This window comes from Pedococcus cremeus (genome assembly GCF_900111375.1).
Lineage (GTDB): Bacteria > Actinomycetota > Actinomycetes > Actinomycetales > Dermatophilaceae > Pedococcus_A > Pedococcus_A cremeus.
This window is the reverse complement of the sequence record NZ_FOHB01000005.1, coordinates 169,908-187,232: the sequence shown is the minus strand read 5'-3', so window position 1 is coordinate 187,232 and position 17,325 is coordinate 169,908. Positions and strand designations below refer to the sequence as shown.

Sequence of the window (17,325 nt, the reverse complement as noted above, 5' to 3'; positions counted from 1 at the left end):
CCTAGAAGAAGCCGAGGGCGTCGGGCGAGTAGGACACCAGCAGGTTCTTGGTCTGCTGGTAGTGGTCGAGCATCATCTTGTGGTTCTCGCGGCCGATGCCCGACTGCTTGTAGCCACCGAAGGCGGCGTGGGCGGGGTAGTGGTGGTAGCAGTTGGTCCAGACTCGCCCGGCCTTGATGCCGCGACCCATCCGGTAGGCGCGGGCGCCGTCGCGGGTCCACAGGCCGGCACCGAGGCCGTAGAGGGTGTCGTTGGCGATCTCGAGGGCGTTGGCCTCGTCGGTGAAGCTGGTCAGCGACACGACGGGGCCGAAGATCTCCTCCTGGAAGATCCGCATCGAGTTCTTGCCCTCGAAGACGGTGGGCGCCACGTAGTAGCCCTCGGCGAGGTCGCCGTCGAGCACGTTGCGCTCACCGCCGGTTAGCACCTTGGCGCCCTCCTGCCGGCCGATGTCGAGGTAGGACAGGATCTTCTCGAGCTGGTCGTTGCTGGCCTGTGCGCCCATCGTGGTCTCGGTGTCGAGCGGGTTGCCCTGCTTGATCTTCTCCACCCGGGCGATCGCGTCGCCGACGAAGTCGCTGTAGATCGACTCCTGCACGAGCGCGCGCGACGGACAGGTGCAGACCTCACCCTGGTTGAGCGCGAACATCGTGAAGCCCTCGAGCGCCTTGTCGTAGAAGGCGTCCTTGCCCGCCGCGACGTCGTCGAAGAAGACGTTGGGGCTCTTGCCGCCGAGCTCGAGGGTGACCGGGATGATGTTCTGGCTGGCGTACTGCATGATCAGCCGGCCGGTGGTGGTCTCGCCGGTGAAGGCGATCTTGGCGATGCGGGGCGAGGACGCCAGCGGCTTGCCGGCCTCGACGCCGAACCCGTTCACCACGTTGATGACGCCGGCGGGCAGCAGGTCGGCGATGAGCTCCATGACCTTGAGGATCGACCACGGGGTCTGCTCGGCCGGCTTCAGCACCACGGCGTTGCCGGCGGCGAGAGCGGGAGCGAGCTTCCAGACCGCCATGAGGATCGGGAAGTTCCAGGGGATGATCTGGCCGACCACGCCGAGCGGCTCGTGGAAGTGGTAGGCGACGGTGTTCTCGTCGATCTCGGAGCTGCTGCCCTCCTGGCCGCGCAGCACACCGGCGAAGTAGCGGAAGTGGTCTACCGCGAGCGGCAGGTCGGCGGCCAGCGTCTCGCGTACGGCCTTGCCGTTCTCCCACGACTCGGCCACGGCGAGCATCTCGAGGTTCTCCTCGAGGCGGTCGGCGATCCGGTTGAGGATGAGCGACCGGTCGGCGAGCGAGGTCCGGCCCCAGGCGGGGGCGGCGGCGTGCGCGGCGTCGAGGGCGGCCTCGATGTCCTCGGCGGTGCCGCGGCCGACCTCACAGAACGCCTTGCCGTTGACCGGCGAGATGTTCTCGAAGTACTCGCCCTTCTTCGGCTCGACCCAGTTTCCGCCGATGAAGTGGCCGTAGCGGCTCTCGACCGAGACCAGCGAGTCGCTCGACCCGGGGGGTGCGTAGACGGTCATCGTGTTTCTCCCAACGTCCTTGGTGGTGACCCCTCGAGGGGGTTGCACCGACGTTAGGCAGCGCAACGTTGCGACGACGTTGCACGTGCGCGCCGGGGGTCCGCACTTCTGGCCGCACACGCGGCATACGGGCGGGAGAACGGGCCGGTATGCCGTGCCGGTGGCCAGGAGTGGGGCCGGGAGGGTCAGCTCGTGCCGAGCTCGCGGTCGAGCCGGGCGATCTGGCCCGTGACGAGCGGCCGCAGCGGCGACCTCGGGCCGAGCGCGGCGAGCTGGGCCGCCCACATCTCGTAGTCGTCGGCGCCCCACGACGACCGGGTCCAGGTCGACATCAGGTCGGCCTCGCCGCTGCTGAGCACTGCCTGGCGCAGGGTGGCCTCGATGCTCTGCCGCAGGCGCGCGACACCGGGGGCGGTGGAGGCGGGCAGCAGCGGTCCGCGGTAGAGCCGCAGGGCCGGGCCGACCGCGCCGGCGGCGACCTGTGCCTCGACGGCGAGCCAGTCGGCGGTGACGTCGGCGGTCAGCCGGTAGGGGCGTGAGGCGAGCAGCTCGTCGCCGAGCAGGCTTCGCAGCCGGTTCATCTCGGCCCGCAGGGTCGAGCCGGTGACGTCGTCCTCGTACAGCAGGATGGCCAGCTCGTCGCCGGACAGCCCCCGCGGTGCTGACGCGAGGAGCATCAGGATCTCGCTGTGGCGCCGGCTGAGCCGCAGGGTCTGCCGGTGCCCCCGGCCGTCGTCGACAGTGAGCAGGGAGTCGGCCCGCCCGAGAGCCTCGATCGCCACGGACAGGCCGCGCGCGGGGGTCGGGGTCCGCTGCTGGCCGCGGGCGAGCAGCTCCCGGGCCAGCTCGGCCTCGGCCATCCGGGCGGCTGCGCGCACCATGGCCATCGTCTGGGGCACCACGATGTCGTCGCCACCGGTGATGTCGAGGACCCCGAGCAGCGACTGGGTCGTGGGGTCGTGGATGGGTGTCGCGGCACAGCTCCACCGCTGCACCGACCGGCGGAAGTGTTCGGCCCCGATGATGTTGGCCGGCTGGTCGAGGGCCAGGGCCATGCCCGGGGCGTTGGTGCCGGCCAGCCGCTCGTCCCAGTTGCTGCCCTCCACGAACCCGATCGACTCGGCCCGGCGCAGCACCGCCGGCGTGCCGCAGACCCAGAGCAGCTGGCCCGCCGCGTCGGAGACCGCCATGACGGCGTCACAGTCGCGGGCGGCCTGGCCGAGCACGTCGTCGAGGAGCGGGAAGACCTGCGCCAGCGGGTGGGCCTCACGGTGGTCGCGCAGGTCGTCGCGCGCCAGGGTGATCGGCGCCTCCACCCGGTCGGCCTCGACGCCCGCGGCGGCCGAGCGCACCCACGAGTCGGCGACCTGGGCTCGCACCGTCGACATGGGGTCCATTGCGCCAGCATGCGTGGGCGGTGGCCGGGAGTCCAGAGCCGTCTCAGGCCAGGATGACGAACGGTCCGCAGGGGTGTTCAACGGCATCCGCCGTCACTAGCGTTCGACCCGTCGCACGCGCGACACCCACGACGTCAGGGAGGTCCGATGGATCCGCGAAGCACCGCCGTAGTCCTCATCGAGTTCCAGAACGACTTCACGAGCGAGGGCGGCGCACTCCACGGCGCCGTCGCCGGCTCGATGTCCGCCACCAACATGATGGAGAACGCCAAGGAGGTCGTGGCCGCGGCGCGCGAGGCCGGCGCCACCATCATCCACGCCCCGATCTCGTTCGCGAACGGCTACAAGGAGATCACCGGCAGTCCCTACGGGATCCTCAAGGGCGTCGTCGACTCCAACGCCTTCGTCAAGGGTGAGTGGGGCGCCGAGATCGTCGACGACCTCAAGCCCGAGCCGGAGGACATCGTCGTCGAGGGCAAGCGGGGGCTCGACACCTTCGCCAGCACCAACCTCGACTTCATCCTGCGCAGCAAGGGCATCCAGACGGTGGCCCTCGGCGGGTTCCTCACCAACTGCTGTGTCGAGTCGACGATGCGCTCGGCCTACGAGCGCGGCTACGAGGTGGTCACCCTGAGCGACTGCGTGGCGGCCACCAGCGAGGAGGAGCACGCCAACGCGATCCAGTACGACTACCCGATGTTCTCCAAGCCGATGACCGGCCGCGAGTTCATCGCCCAGGTGTCGGGTGGTGCCGAGGGGGAGGACACGTCGCGGGGCTACTGAGCCGCGGTCGCAGCAGCCGTCGCCGGCTGGGGCGGGGTCAGCCCCGCTCCAGCCAGCCGGTCTCCTCCGTCACCAGCGCCGCCACGACATCCTCGGGTGCGTCGGTCTCGACGGCCCAGGGGTGGTCCAGCTCGTCGTCCTCGCCCTGGAAGCGCTCCTTGCGCAGCCACGCGGCATACCCCTGCGCCTGCAGCGCCTCGGCGGCTGCCGAGGCGTCGTCGCGCTCGTAGAACACCGCCCGCAGCGTCATCGGCAGGCGGAGGCCGTGGCTCCGGCCTGCGCGGGCGCCTGGTTCGCTGGGGCGGCCAGGGCGGTGAACTTCCTGCCGAGCACGAGGTCGACCGAGGCGTCGGTGCGGGCGTCGCGCACCGGCTTGGCGCCCTTGACCAGGGCGAGCACCACCGTGGCCTTCGCGGCGCCGGACTTGCCGTACCGGACCTCGGCGGGCCCGGTGACCGTGCGCTGGAGGGGGTCGTTGGTCACCGTGGCGACCTTGAAGCCGCGCTCCCGGACGGCGGACGCCGTCTTGCCGGCCAGCCCGTCGCGGTCGGTGGCGTTGTAGACGTTGACCGTGATGTCAGCCGGCTTGGGAGCCGTGGCCTGGGTGGCCTTGGTGGCCTTCGCGGGCGCCGCCGTGGTGCAGGTCGGTGCCGGCGCGGCCGCCGCCTGGCCCGAGCTGCGGTAGTACGAGTAGGCGTACCAGAACGCGAAGAACAGCATCAGCGCGACGACCAGGAGGGTGACGAGGGCACGACGACGTCGGCTGCGGCGGGAGCGTGAGGCCCCCGACTCGACGATGTAGCTCACCCGCCACCTCCTTGTGGCGCACCCCTCGGCGCGGTCAGCGCCTAGTCAAGCACGAGAACGCGCGCGTGCAGCGTAGGTCGCTGCTGCAGCGCCGCTCGCAACGCGCGGTGCAGCCCGTCCTCGAGGTAGAGGTTGCCCTGCCACTCGACGACGTGGGCGAACAGGTCGCCGTAGAAGGTCGAGTCCTCCGCCAGCAGCTGGCCGAGGTCGAGGGTCCGCTTCGTCGTGATGAGCTCCTCGAGGCGGACCATGCGCGGGGGCACGTCAGCCCAGTCCCGCACGGAGTCCTTGCCGTGGTCGGGGTACGGGCGCGAGTCGCCGACAGCCTTGAAGATCACGCCGACACGATAGGCGGTATGCCGCGGCCTCGCCTTCGCGGCTCCGCCGAGGCGGCTCCCATCGACCGGCGCGACCGGGCGCGGGCGCCCGGGGCCGGCACTAGAGTGCCGAGCGTGACGGACCAGGGGAACGACCACTCCGCAGAGACCGCCGGCGCCGACGCGCTGCTGGAGACGATCCGGGCCGGGTACGCCGTCGAGGGCGGCGCGCTGAACCTCGGCGCCGCGGTCGTCGACGGGCAGGCCCACCCCGATGCCCCGGTGCGCCTGCCGCTGTCGTCGCTGAACCGCCACGGCCTGGTGGCCGGCGCGACCGGCACCGGCAAGACCAAGACCCTGCAGCTGATGGCCGAGCAGCTGTCCGGCCAGGGCGTCCCGGTCTTCCTCGCGGACATCAAGGGCGACCTCTCCGGCATGGCGACCGCAGGCAAGGCGAACGAGAAGCTCGCCGCGCGCGCCCAGGACGTCGGGCAGGACTGGCAGCCCACGGCATACCCCACCGAGTTCCTCTCCCTCGGCGGCCAGGGCACCGGCATCCCGGTGCGGGCGACGATCACGTCGTTCGGGCCGACCCTGCTCGCGAAGGTGTTGGGCCTCAACGAGACCCAGGAGTCCAGCCTCGGCCTGGTGTTCCACTACGCCGACAAGAACGGTCTGGCGCTGCTCGACCTGAAGGACCTGCGCGCCGTCATCAGCCACCTGGTCTCCGACGAGGGCAAGGCCGAGCTGAAGGAGCTCGGCGGCCTCTCGTCGGCGACGGCCGGCGTGATCCTGCGCGAGCTCATCACCTTCTCCGACCAGGGCGCCGACGTGTTCTTCGGCGAGCCGGAGTTCGACACCGCCGACCTGCTGCGGACCGCCCCCGACGGCCGCGGCGTGGTGACCTGCCTGGAGCTGCCGGCGGTGCAGGACCGGCCACAGCTGTTCTCGACGTTCCTCATGTGGCTGCTCGCCGACCTCTTCCACGACCTGCCCGAGGTGGGCGACCTCGACAAGCCCAAGCTGGTGTTCTTCTTCGACGAGGCCCACCTGCTCTTCAACGACGCGAGCAAGGCGTTCCAGCGCGCGATCGAGCAGACCGTGCGGCTGATCCGGTCCAAGGGCGTCGGCGTCTTCTTCGTGACGCAGAGCCCCAAGGACGTGCCCGGCGACGTGCTCGCCCAGCTCGGCAACCGGGTGCAGCACGCGCTGCGGGCCTACACCCCCGATGACGCCAAGGCGCTCAAGGCGGCGGTGTCGACCTACCCCCACACCGACTACGACCTGTCGTCGCTGCTGACGTCGCTCGGCACCGGCGAGGCGGTCGTGACCGTGCTCTCCGAGAAGGGTGCCCCCACCCCGGTGGCCTGGACCCGGATGATCGCGCCGCAGTCGCTCATGGCGCCCTCGGACCCGGCGACCGTATCCGCCGCCATCTCCGGGTCGGCCCTCGCGCAGAAGTACGCCGAGGTCGCCGACCGCGAGTCGGCCTACGAGAAGCTGCAGGCCCGGTTGCAGGCGGCTCCGACCCCCGCCCAGGAGCCGGCGCCGACGGCCCCTGCCCCGGCACCCGCCCCTGCCCCGGCACCCGCCCCTGCCCCGGCTCCCGCGCCCTCCCGCCGCCAGCCCAAGGAGGAGCCGGGCGTGGTGGAGCAGGTGGTGCAGTCGAGCGCCTTCCGCTCGATGATGCGCTCGGCCGGCACCGTCATCGGCCGTGAGATCACCCGCTCGATCTTCGGCACTGCCCGCCGCACCCGCCGCTGACCCCGCCGCCGCGCAGAGGTTCGCCCAACCTGTCCTTTCTGGCCGAAGGTTCGGCCGTGTCCGAAAGGTTCGGCCAACCTTGCTTCGGGCGTCAGCCGAGGAGGGCGGCCACCAGCAGGATCACCGGCACCGACCCGATGGTGGTGATGAGGATCGTGTCGCGGGCCAGCACGGTGCCGCGGTCGTAGCGGGTCGCGTGCACGAAGATGTTCTGCGCGGTCGGCAGGGCCGAGGTGACCACGATCGCCAGCAGCGCGTGCCCCTCCACCCCGAGGAGGTAGCGGGCGACCACGAAGGCGGCGAGCGGCTGGGCCACGAGCTTCAGGGCCGACGTGGTGCCGACCTCCACGGCTGACCCGCCCGCACCCAGGCCGGGACCGAGCCGCAGCGCGATGCCGTAGGCGATGAGCATGGCCGGCACCGCCATGTGCGCGACCAGCTCGAGCGGGTCCTGCACCGCGCGGGGCAGCGTCCACCCCGTGAGCGCCAGCCCGACTCCCACCAGCGACCCGACGGTCAGCGGGTTGGTGAACGGCCGGGCCAGCATGGTGCGCAACGGCGGCCGTCCGCCGCGGGCGTCGGCGTCGAGCACGGCCAGCGCCACCGGCTGCAGGACCAGGAGCTGCAGGAGCAGCGTGGGGGCGACGTATGCCGCGTTGCCCAGCACGTAGGCGGCGATCGGGATGCCCAGGTTGCCGGCGTTGACGTAGCTCGCCGACAGGGTGCCGATCGTGCTGTGCCCCAAGGGCCGTCGCCACACGAACCGGGCGAGCGCGGCATACGTCCCTCCGGCGACGAGCACGGCGGCGACTGACGCGACGAGGTTGCGCGAGAGCACCGCCGAGACGTCGGCGGCGCCCAGCGTCACCACCATCAGGGCCGGGCTGGCGACGAAGAACGCGAGCCGCGACAGCAGCACCTGCGCGGTGAGGTCGACGACCTTGAGGTGGGCCAGCAGCGCGCCCAGCGCGATGACGGCGCCGATGGTCGCGAACCCCTCGAAGACCCCGGTCACGGACCCCAGTCTGGCGACCGGCCGGTGAGGGCGAGCAGCCGGTCACTGGGTGGACGGTCGAACTCCACCGGAAGCGGGGGACCGAAGCGCACACCTCGGTCGTCGTCGGTGACGAGCAGCTGGGCATGGCCGAGCAGGTCGTGCGCCAACTCGTCGGGCAGGGGCCGGGGGTCGCCGCAGGCGCGGGCGACGTCCCAGCCGTGCACCGCGACCTCGAGGGCTCCCACGAGCGCGACGGTGCTCGCCGGCAGCGGCCGACCACCCACCACGACGGGCTGGTCGTGGTGCAGACGGCTCCACGCGCCGAGCAGGATGCAGCCGTGGTGACGCAGGGACGTGACGACTGCCGGCTCGTCGTCGGACTCGCGCCGCGGGCAGGGCTCGAGGGCAACCCACCCCTCGGCGGCGGCGTCGTGCAGGGCCGCCAGCGAGTCGTCCATGTGCTCGAGCAGGTCTCGCAGCCGCCACGCGGCGCAGGGCGTCGGGGCGTCCATCCGGTCGGGGCGCACCAGGCTGAGCGCGCCGCGCGTGAAGCCGAGGGCCCGCTCCAGCAGCTCCGTGCCGGCAACCACGGGCGTGGCTCCCGGCTGCAGGGTCATGACGCGGCCGCGTACAGCGGGGTCTCGGCGTCGAGGAAGTCCGGCAGGCCGAAGAGCGGGAACAGCGAGTGGTCGAAGAACGCCGAGACGTGGGCGACCTCGCCACCGCGCAGCTCGAGCACGTGCAGCTGGAACGGCCGGTAGGTGCCGTCGTCGGTGAGGTAGTACATGCCGAACGCCGGCTGCCCGTTGGCGTCGGTCGGCACCATGCGCAGCTCGCCCGGGCCGGCGGGGCAGTTGACGTCGACGAGCAGGCCGATGGTTTCCGCGCCCTGGTACCAGCCGACGAACGGCGGCATCTCCCAGATCGCCTCCTGGGCGCACAGGCTCACGATGGCGGCGATGTCCTTGAGCTCCATGGCGCGGGCGTAGCGGTCGAGGAGTTCGCGCTGGGCCGGGTCGGTGGGCTCGACGACGTCGGCCTCGGTCAACCCGGCGGCGTCGAGGGTCGCCCGGGCGCGCTGCAGGGCGCTGTTGACCGACGCCGTCGTGGTCTCGAGGGCCTCGGCGGTCTCGGCGGCCGACCAGCGCAGGACCTCGCGCAGGATCAGCACGGCCCGTTGGCGGGGGGGCAGGTGCTGCAGGGCGGCGATCAGGGCCAGCCGCACACCGGCTCGGTCGTCGACGATGCTGGCCGGGTCGTGCGGGTCCGTGACCAGCGAGGTGGGCACCGGCTCGAGCCACGGCACCTCGGCCTGCTCGACCAGCGGCGCGTCGCCCGCCAGGGAAGGGGCGCCGAGCCCGGTGGGGAGCGGGCGACGGCTGCGGCCCTCCAGCGCCGACAGGCACGCGTTCGTGGCGATGCGGTGCAGCCAGGTGCGCATCGACGAGCGGCCCTCGAACCCGTGGTAGGCCCGCCAGGCGCGGAGGTAGGTCTCCTGCACCAGGTCCTCGGCGTCGTGCGCCGACCCCATCATCCGGTAGCAGTGCGCGTACAGCTCGCGCCTGAAGCCCTCGGCCTGGGCCAGGAAGTCCTCGTCCGCCTGCGTCTGGGTCACGGTCATGACTGTACTGACGGCTCGCCGACCCGGGAATCATCGCGAGCAGCCGAATCACCACAAAGGGCCAAACCATCCGAACGGCCGAGGCAGGACGGGCGGCCCGATGAGTTCCGGTCAGGTCACCGGTCGACACGGCATACCCACCAGCGGCGGCCGACCTGCCGCCCGAGCCCAGGAGGCCCCCGTGTCGCGCATGATCTTCGTCAACCTGCCCGTGAAGGACCTCGCCGCGTCGCGCGGCTTCTTCCAGGCCCTCGGGTTCGCCATCAACGACCAGTTCTCCGACGACAAGGCGGCCTGCGTCGCCCTCGCCGACAACATCTTCGTGATGCTGCTCCGCGAGCCGTTCTTCAAGACGTTCCTCAACGGCGACGTGGTCGACGCGACGCGGGCGACCGAGGTGCTGAACTGCCTCAGCGCCGACAGCCGTCAGGAGGTCGACGACCTCGTGCGCAAGGCCGTCGAGGCGGGCGGCAAGCCGTGGAAGGACACGTTCTCCGACGGGCCGATGTACGGCGGCAGCTTCCAGGACCTCGACGGCCACGTCTGGGAGGTCATGCACATGGACGGGCCGGCTCAGGCCTGAGACCTGGCCGCCCATGGCTGAGGCCTCGGTTGTCAGGGCTGGGGGCGCAGCACCGGTCGCAGCGTGTCGAGCACCGAGGCGTCCTCGATGGTGCCGGGCACCGTGGCCTGCTTGCCGTCGGCGATCTCGCGCATCGTCTTGCGCAGGATCTTCCCCGACCGCGTCTTCGGCAGCGCGGCCACGATGTCGACCTGGTGCAGTGCCGCGACCGGGCCGACCTCGTCGCGCACCCGCTTGACGAGCTCGGCGCGGATGCGGTCGCCGTCGCCCTCCGCGTCGACCCCGGCCTTGAGCACCACCAGCGCCCGTGGCAGCTGGCCCTTGAAGTCGTCGTGCACGCCGATGACCGCGCACTCGGCAACCGCCTCGTGGCCGGCCAGCGCGGCCTCCATCGAGCCGGTCGACAGGCGGTGGCCCGCGACGTTGAGCACGTCGTCCGTGCGGCCCATCACGAACAGGTAACCGTCCTCGTCGACCATTCCGCCGTCACCGGTGAGGTAGTAGCCCTCGAAGGCGCTGAGGTAGCCGGCGACGTAGCGCTCGTCGTCCTGCCACAGCGTCGGCAGGGTGCCCGGCGGCATCGGCAGCTTGATGCAGATGGCGCCCTCGGTGCCCGCCGGCACCGGCGAGCCGTGCTCGTCGAGGACCTCCACGGCATACCCCGGCACGGGCACCGACGGTGACCCGGCCTTGACCGGCATCGGTTCCAGCCCACGGAGGTTCGCGGCGATGGGCCAGCCGGTCTCGGTCTGCCACCAGTTGTCGATGACGGGCACGCCGAGCACCTTGGTGGCCCACTCGTAGGTGTCGGGGTCGAGGCGCTCGCCCGCCAGGAAGACGGTGCGCAGCGAGGAGAGGTCGTGGGCCCTCATGAGCTCACCATCCGGGTCCTCCCGCCGGATGGCCCGGTATGCCGTGGGGGCGGTGAACATGGCCTTCACGCCGTAGTCGGCGATCACCCGCCAGAAGGCGCTGGCGTCGGGGGTGCCGACGGGCTTCCCCTCGTAGAGAACGGTGGTGGCACCGGTGAGCAGTGGCGCGTAGACGATGTAGGAGTGCCCGACGACCCAGCCGACGTCGCTGGCGGTGAACCACACGTCGCCGGGTCCGACGTCATAGACGTTCGCCATCGACCAGCGCAGCGCCACCGCGTGTCCGCCGTTGTCGCGCACGATGCCCTTGGGGCGCCCGGTCGTCCCGGAGGTGTAGAGGATGTAGAGCGGGTCGGTGGCCGCGACCTCCACGCAGCTGGTCGGCTCGGCATCGGTCATGAGCTCGGCCCACTCCATCTCCTCCCAGTCGGTGTCGCGCTCGCCGACGGCGGCGCGCGCCTGTTCGCGCTGGAGCACGATGACCGACTCGGGCTTGTGGCTGCTGCGGTCGAGGGCGGCGTCGAGCATGGGCTTGTACTCCACCACCCGCTTGGGCTCGATGCCGCAGGAGGCGCTGACCACGACCTTGGGCTCGGCGTCCTCGATACGCACCGACAGCTCGCCCGGGGCGAAGCCACCGAACACCACCGAGTGCACCGCACCGATCCGCGCGCAGGCCAGCATCGCGACGACCGCCTCCGGCACCATCGGCATGTAGATGAGGACCCGGTCCCCCTTCTCGACGCCGAGCGACTCGAGCGCGCCGCCGAACCGGGAGACCTCGTCGAGCAGCTCGGCGTAGGTCAGGGTCCGCTTCGCCCCGGTGACCGGGCTGTCGTAGATGACCGCGGCGCGGTCACCCTGGCCGGCCTCGACGTGGCGGTCGACCGCGTTGTGGCAGGTGTTGAGCGTCGCGCCCGTGAACCACCGGTAGAACGGCGGCCGGTCGTCGTCGAGGACCCGCGTCGGCGGGGTGATCCAGTCGATGGCCTCGGCCGCTCGAGCCCAGAAGGCGTCGGGGTCGTTGAGGCTCTCGGCGTAGGCAGCGGCGTAGGGACCCTCGGTCCTGGGCTGGGTCATGGCCCCATCCTGCGCGGCAGGCCCGCGCCAGCGCCATGGGTCGGACGTCCCATGCGACCGGTGCGCGCGAGCGGTCGACGAACGGTCGATGGGCGGTCGGTCGGGCAGCGGTCCGCGTAGCGCTCGGTCGCCGGGCGCTCGGTCGCCGGGCGGTCGGTCGCCGGGCGGTCGGTGCGGGAGCGTTCCGGTTGCGCGGCCGTGTGCCACGATCTGCCGCATGGGACCTGACTGGCGCGTGGTGCTGCCCTGGGTGGGCCTGGCGGCGATGGTCGCGGTCCTGCCGTTCTACGCCGCCTCAGGCCTGGTGGCGCCCGGCTGGGCCGTGGTCGCGCTGCTGGTCTGCTGGGCGCTGTTCGTCTGGGTCGGCTGGCGCTGGCGGCGCACCCGGCCCTACTGGGTGCCGGCCCTGCCGTTCGTCGCCTTCGGCTGGTGGTGGGTCGTCCTCAGCGCCGGCGACGCCTGGCTCGGCTGGACCGCCTGAACCGTTCCTGACCCGTTCCTGGCCGGTGGGCCGGGTCGTTTCTTGACCAAACCCTGAACCGGCAGGGCATTGTCCGCGCCCCTGCGCTGTGTCTAAGTTGCAAGCGGATCGACAGATCCGTGAATTGTTCACAGCGTTGTGGAGGTTCCATGTCCCGGTTCGCACCGACCCGTCGCGCCCTCATCGCGGGTGTGGCGGCGGCAGGCGCACTCGCCTGCGCCGTCCCCGCCGCATCAGCCGAGGCCGGTGGCACCGGCCCTGAGAACCCGCCCGCCGCCGTGAACGGGTGGGTCACCTCCACGCTCGCGCGGATGACGCTGCAGGAGAAGGTCGGCCAGCTGTTCATCCAGAACGTCTACGGCTCCGACGCCAACACCCCCGACCAGCGGAACGTCCCGCTCTACGGGGTCGCCACCCCGGCCGAGGTCGTGCAGAAGTACCACCTCGGAGGCGTCATCTACTTCGCCTGGACCGACAGCGTGAAGAACCCCGACCAGATCACGGGCCTGTCGAACGGTCTCCAGAAGGCGGCGCTCTCCCAGAACTCAAAGGTTCAGGTGCCGCTGCAGATCGCCACCGACCAGGAGCAGGGGGTCGTGACCCGCATCGGCCCGCCGGCCACGCAGTTCCCCGGCTCGATGGCCCTCGGCGCCGGCCGCAGCGCCGACGACGCCCGCACGGCCGCGGCCATCACGGGCCAGGAGCTCAAGGCCATGGGCGTCAACACGAACTTCGCCCCGGACGCCGACGTCAACGTCAACCCGCTGAACCCGGTCATCGGCACCCGGTCCTTCTCGTCGCACCCGGACCTCGTCGCCGACATGGTGTCCGCCCAGGTCGACGGCTACCAGCGCGAGGGCGGCGTCTCGGCGTCGGCCAAGCACTTCCCCGGCCACGGCGACACCGCCACCGACAGCCACGTCGCCTTCCCGATCATCACCCACACCCGCGAGCAGTGGGAGCAGATCGACGCCCCGCCGTTCAAGGCGGCCATCGCCCAGGGCATCGACATGATCATGACCGCCCACCTGAACTTCCCGGCCCTCGACGACTCCGGCGACCCCGCCACCGTCAGCAAGCCGATCCTGACCGGCCTGCTGCGGAACGAGCTCGGCTACAAGGGCGTCATCGTCACCGACTCGCTCGCCATGGACGGCGTGCGCCAGCGGTACGGCGACGCCGAGGTCGCTGTGCGCGCCCTCTCGGCGGGCGCCGACCAGCTGCTCATGACGCCGGCGATGGACCAGGCCTATGCCGCGGTCATCGGCGCCGTCCAGAGCGGCCGCATCCCGATGGCCGACCTCGACGCCAAGGTGCGCCGGGTCCTCGAGCTGAAGTACAAGCGCGGCATGGTCGCCCAGCCGTTCGCCGACCCCGCAGCCGTCTCGTCGGTCGTGGGGACCCCCGAGCACCTCGCCACCGCCGACGCCGTCACCGACCGCACGACGACCCTCGTCAAGAACGACGACAAGACGCTGCCCATGGCCGTCGACGGCAAGAAGGTTCTGGTCACCGGCTACGGCGTCACGACCACCCAGATCCTCGCCGACGTGCTGGCCGCCAAGGGCGCGACGACGACGGTGCAGCAGACGGGCACCTCGCCGACCGACGCACAGGTCGCCGCCGCGGTCGCCGCGGCCAAGGCGAGCGACGCGGTCGTCGTCACGACGATGAAGGCCTGGGACACCACGGTCACCGACAAGCGCGCGGGCCAGCAGAAGCTCGTCAACGCCCTCCTCGACACCGGCAAGCCGGTCGTCGTGGTCGCCACCCGCGACCCGTACGACATCGCCTACGTCGACCGCGCCCCGACCTACCTGGCGACCTACTCCTACAGCCCCGTCGCCATCGAGTCGGCTGCCCGCGTCATCACCGGGGACGTCAGCCCCAGCGGCAAGCTGCCGGTCGACATCCCGGTGGCCGGCGACCCTGACACGGTCCTCTACCCCTTCGGCCACGGCCTCGGCTTCTGAAGCCCTCGAACCGGCGCGCACTCGAACAGAAGGAGCTCATCGACATGGCGAACCTCAACCGCCGCCAGCTGCTCACCGCCGGGGCCCTCGGCGCTGCGGCCGTGCCCTTGGCGGCGGCCACGGCCCAGGCCGGCACCCGGTCGGCAGCGACGACCGGCAACGTCACCTACCCGTCGCGCCCGGTGACCCCGGGCGCCGACCGGGCCGCCGCGTCGGGGTGGGCGGTGCTGGCGGGGCGCAAGGTCGGCGTCATCACCAACCCGACCGGCATCCTCACCAACCTGCGCACCATCGTCGACGAGATGCACGAGGCGGGATCCGTCGACATCAGAGGGGTGTTCGGTCCGGAGCACGGCTTCCGCGGCACCGCGCAGGCGGGTGACTCCGAGGGCACGCACACCGACCCGCGCACCGGCATCACGGTCTACGACGCCTACGGCGCCGGCACCGACAAGATGGCCTCGATGTTCCGCGCCGCAGGAGTCGACACCGTCGTCTTCGACATCCAGGACGCCGGCGCCCGCTTCTACACCTACATCTGGACGATGTACACGGCCATGAAGGCCGCGGTGCAGACCGGTGCCCGCTTCGTCGTGCTCGACCGGCCCAACCCGATCGGGGGAACTGCCCGCGGCCCGATGATGACCACGCCCTGGACCTCGGGCGTCGGCGCCAAGGAGATCGTGCAGGCGCACGGGATGACCGTCGGCGAGCTGGCCCGCTTCTTCGACGGCGAGTTCCTCGAGGCCGAGGTCGGCGCCCGGCTCACCGAGCTGCAGGTGGTGGAGGTGAGCGGCTGGCGCCGCGACATGCCGTATGCCGCCACCGGGCTCCCGTGGGTCATGCCGAGCCCGAACATGCCTACGCCCGACACCGCCCTGGTCTACCCCGGCACCGGCATGTTCGAGGGCACCAACCTCTCGGAGGGGCGCGGCACCACCCGGCCCTTCGAGCTCGTCGGTGCCCCGTACGTCGACTACCGCTGGGCCGAGCGGCTGGCCGGCCGCGAGCTGCCGGGCGTGGGCTTCCGGGAGGCCTACTTCAACCCGACCTTCAGCAAGCACCAGGGCAAGGTGTGCGGCGGCGTGCAGGTGCACATCACCGACCCCCGGACCTTCGACCCCATGCGCGTCGGTGTCGAGATGCTCGTCGCCGCGAAGGCGATCTACAGCGACTTCGCGTGGCGCTACGACAGCTACGACCCCAAGCGCCCCTACTGGATCGACAAGCTGACCGGCTCGACGCGGCTGCGCGACCAGATCTCGGCGGGGGCCTCGGCCGACGAGGTCGTGGGTGCGTGGCGCGACGAGCTCGCCGAGTTCGACCGGCGCCGCCAGCAGTACCTCATCTACCGCGGCCCGGCCGCCTGACCGGCACGAGAGCAGGGGAGAGGCAGATGCGGGTGCGAGCCCTGGCCGCCGCCGTGGCGGTCGGTAGCGTCCTGACCACCATGACGACCACCACCGCGGCGACGGCCGACGACTTCAGCAAGCCGTTCCAGGGTTACGCGCCCGCCAACACCGTGCTGCGCGACGCCACCCCGGAGGCCGTCGGCCTCGACCCGGCGCCGATCGGGGAGGCGGTGGCGCAGGTGCGCGGGCACGAGGAGGCGCCCGCGGGCGGCCACCCCATGTATGCCGGCGCCGTGGCGCTCATGGGCCACGACGGTGCCGTCGTGGCCCGGGACGCGAGCGGCTGGGCGCTGCGCTACGAGAACGCCACCACCGAGCTCCCGCGCGACCAGTGGGTGCCCATGCGTGACGACACCATCTTCGACCTCGCCTCGGTCTCGAAGCTCTTCACCTCCATCGCGGCGGTGCAGCTCATCGAGGAGGGGAAGGTCGACCTCGAGGCGCCGGTGGCGGCATACCTGCCCGAGTTCGGCGTCAACGGCAAGGAGGAGGTGACGGTGCGGCAGCTGCTGACGCACACCTCCGGGTTCACCTCCTGGCTGCCGCTCTACAGCCGGTACCCGGACAAGGCCTCCCGCATCAAGGCGGTCATGGACGCCCCGCTGGCCAACCCGCCGGGGTCGACCTACCTCTACAGCGACCTCAACCTCATCACCCTGGGGGTGCTCGTGGAGCGGCTCACCGGCAAGGGCCTCGACGAGGTCGTGCGCGAGCGGATCACCGCGCCGCTGGGCATGAAGGACACGGGCTACAACCCGGCCGACCGCACCCGGACTGCCGCCACGGAGTACCAGTCCACGCCGCCCCGCGGCATGGTCTGGGGCGAGGTGCACGACGAGAACGCGTGGTCGCTCGGCGGCGTCGCCGGGCACGCCGGGGTGTTCTCCACGGCGGACGACCTCGCGGTGCTCTGCCAGGCGCTGCTCAACGGCGGCACCTACCGCGGTGAGCGCATCCTGAGCCGCAAGAGCGTCTCGCTGCTCATCACCAACTTCAACGAGGCCTTCCCGGGCGACAGCCACGGGCTCGGCTTCGAGCTCGACCAGCGCTGGTACATGGACGCCCTCTCCGGGCCGCGGACGGCGGGCCACACCGGCTACACCGGCACCTCGATGGTCATCGACTTCGCCTCGCACTCCTTCGCGATCCTGCTGACCAACCGGGTGCACCCGTCACGCAGCTGGGGCAGCAACAACGCCGCCCGGCGCGAGTGGGCGCGCGGCCTCGCCCTGGCGATGGGCGTCCGCCCGAGCCAGGGCGACACCGCCTGGTGGTCCGGGGCCCGGGACGCCTCGACGTCGACCCTCACCGCGCCCGTGACCGTGCCGGCGCGCGGTGGCCGGCTCGCCTTCGACCTCTTCCTCGACACCGAGGAGACCGACCTGCTTCACCTGGAGACCTCCGCCGACGGCGGGAAGACGTGGCAGGCGTTGCCGTTCGACGTTCGTGACCGCGGCGACGTCACGCACAGCGACGGGGCGGTCTCCGGCAGCGGTGCCCGGCACTGGATGCAGGCGCGTGCCGCCCTCCCCACGGGTGAGCAGCTGCTGCGCTGGCGCTACACCACCGACGGTGCCTATCTCGGCCGCGGCGTGTACGTCGACGACGTGCTCGCGCAGGGAGCCGGCGGCGTGCTGCTCGACGGGGAGAGGACTTCCGGCCTCTTCTCCGCGGAAGGGTGGGCAGCAGTGAGCCGGCAGGCCGTAGCGTAGG

At 71.6% G+C, this 17,325-nt stretch carries 16 protein-coding genes; 7 read left to right on the top strand and 9 right to left on the bottom strand.

The window, feature by feature from the left end:
• Position 1: 1 nt before the first annotated feature.
• Entirely contained in the window at positions 2–1,525 is a 1,524-nt protein-coding gene (gene exaC, locus BMW78_RS11675; protein ID WP_091759648.1) for an acetaldehyde dehydrogenase ExaC, read from the bottom strand.
• Between the two features lie 185 nt (positions 1,526–1,710).
• On the bottom strand, positions 1,711–2,922 hold the full coding sequence (locus BMW78_RS11670; protein WP_091759643.1) for a GAF domain-containing protein: 1,212 nt from the start codon (positions 2,920–2,922) through the stop codon (positions 1,711–1,713).
• A gap of 147 nt (positions 2,923–3,069) precedes the next feature.
• On the opposite strand from BMW78_RS11670, the gene BMW78_RS11665 reads away from it, so the two are divergent.
• On the top strand, positions 3,070–3,705 hold the full coding sequence (locus BMW78_RS11665; protein ID WP_091759640.1) for a cysteine hydrolase family protein: 636 nt from the start codon (positions 3,070–3,072) through the stop codon (positions 3,703–3,705).
• Positions 3,706–3,742: 37 nt separating this feature from the next.
• Here BMW78_RS11665 and BMW78_RS11660 read toward each other — a convergent pair whose 3' ends face one another.
• The 3 genes from BMW78_RS11660 to BMW78_RS11650 are packed head-to-tail and all read right to left on the bottom strand — an operon-like array spanning position 3,743 to position 4,850.
• Positions 3,743–3,955, bottom strand: a complete 213-nt coding sequence (locus BMW78_RS11660) for a hypothetical protein (RefSeq protein ID WP_091759637.1) — start codon at positions 3,953–3,955, stop codon at positions 3,743–3,745.
• The gene (locus BMW78_RS11655) at positions 3,952–4,512 is read right to left on the bottom strand and encodes a LytR C-terminal domain-containing protein (RefSeq protein WP_091759634.1); all 561 of its coding nucleotides are present in this window, start codon (positions 4,510–4,512) and stop codon (positions 3,952–3,954) included. The genes BMW78_RS11660 and BMW78_RS11655 overlap by 4 nt, the downstream gene beginning before the upstream one ends.
• A gap of 41 nt (positions 4,513–4,553) precedes the next feature.
• A complete protein-coding gene (locus tag BMW78_RS11650; RefSeq protein ID WP_091759631.1) occupies positions 4,554–4,850 on the bottom strand; it encodes a type II toxin-antitoxin system VapB family antitoxin in 297 nt (98 codons plus the stop codon).
• 18 nt (positions 4,851–4,868) lie between these two features.
• Between BMW78_RS11650 and BMW78_RS11645 the strand changes: the two genes are divergently transcribed.
• On the top strand, positions 4,869–6,593 hold the full coding sequence (locus BMW78_RS11645) for a helicase HerA-like domain-containing protein (protein ID WP_091759628.1): 1,725 nt from the start codon (positions 4,869–4,871) through the stop codon (positions 6,591–6,593).
• 91 nt (positions 6,594–6,684) lie between these two features.
• Here the strand turns inward: BMW78_RS11645 and BMW78_RS11640 are convergent, their stop codons facing one another.
• Genes BMW78_RS11640 through BMW78_RS11630 form a run of 3 tightly spaced genes read right to left on the bottom strand, consistent with a single transcriptional unit; the run spans position 6,685 to position 9,205 of the window.
• The gene (locus tag BMW78_RS11640; RefSeq protein WP_091759625.1) at positions 6,685–7,608 is read right to left on the bottom strand and encodes an AEC family transporter; all 924 of its coding nucleotides are present in this window, start codon (positions 7,606–7,608) and stop codon (positions 6,685–6,687) included.
• Positions 7,605–8,207 (bottom strand): TIGR03086 family metal-binding protein, encoded by a 603-nt coding sequence (locus BMW78_RS11635; protein WP_091759623.1) that lies wholly within the window; start codon positions 8,205–8,207, stop codon positions 7,605–7,607. Before BMW78_RS11635 ends, BMW78_RS11640 begins: the two co-directional genes overlap by 4 nt.
• The gene (locus BMW78_RS11630) at positions 8,204–9,205 is read right to left on the bottom strand and encodes a sigma-70 family RNA polymerase sigma factor (protein ID WP_425439054.1); all 1,002 of its coding nucleotides are present in this window, start codon (positions 9,203–9,205) and stop codon (positions 8,204–8,206) included. Before BMW78_RS11630 ends, BMW78_RS11635 begins: the two co-directional genes overlap by 4 nt.
• 106 nt (positions 9,206–9,311) lie before the next feature.
• Here BMW78_RS11630 and BMW78_RS11625 point away from each other — a divergent pair, with 106 nt between their 5' ends.
• A complete protein-coding gene (locus BMW78_RS11625) occupies positions 9,312–9,794 on the top strand; it encodes a VOC family protein (RefSeq protein ID WP_245735807.1) in 483 nt (160 codons plus the stop codon).
• 32 nt (positions 9,795–9,826) lie between these two features.
• On the opposite strand, the gene BMW78_RS11620 is transcribed toward BMW78_RS11625, so the two are convergent.
• Entirely contained in the window at positions 9,827–11,746 is a 1,920-nt protein-coding gene (locus BMW78_RS11620; RefSeq protein WP_091759616.1) for a propionyl-CoA synthetase, read from the bottom strand.
• A gap of 217 nt (positions 11,747–11,963) precedes the next feature.
• On the opposite strand from BMW78_RS11620, the gene BMW78_RS11615 reads away from it, so the two are divergent.
• From BMW78_RS11615 to BMW78_RS11600, 4 genes are all read left to right on the top strand, one after another.
• The gene (locus tag BMW78_RS11615) at positions 11,964–12,227 is read left to right on the top strand and encodes a hypothetical protein (RefSeq protein ID WP_091759613.1); all 264 of its coding nucleotides are present in this window, start codon (positions 11,964–11,966) and stop codon (positions 12,225–12,227) included.
• Positions 12,228–12,376: 149 nt separating this feature from the next.
• Positions 12,377–14,200, top strand: coding sequence for a glycoside hydrolase family 3 protein (locus tag BMW78_RS11610; RefSeq protein ID WP_091759610.1), 1,824 nt, complete (start codon positions 12,377–12,379; stop codon positions 14,198–14,200).
• A gap of 44 nt (positions 14,201–14,244) precedes the next feature.
• Complete coding sequence (locus BMW78_RS11605) at positions 14,245–15,570, top strand: exo-beta-N-acetylmuramidase NamZ family protein (protein ID WP_091759607.1); 1,326 nt, start codon at positions 14,245–14,247, stop codon at positions 15,568–15,570.
• Between the two features lie 80 nt (positions 15,571–15,650).
• Entirely contained in the window at positions 15,651–17,324 is a 1,674-nt protein-coding gene (locus BMW78_RS11600; protein ID WP_245735806.1) for a serine hydrolase domain-containing protein, read from the top strand.
• Position 17,325: the final 1 nt, after the last annotated feature.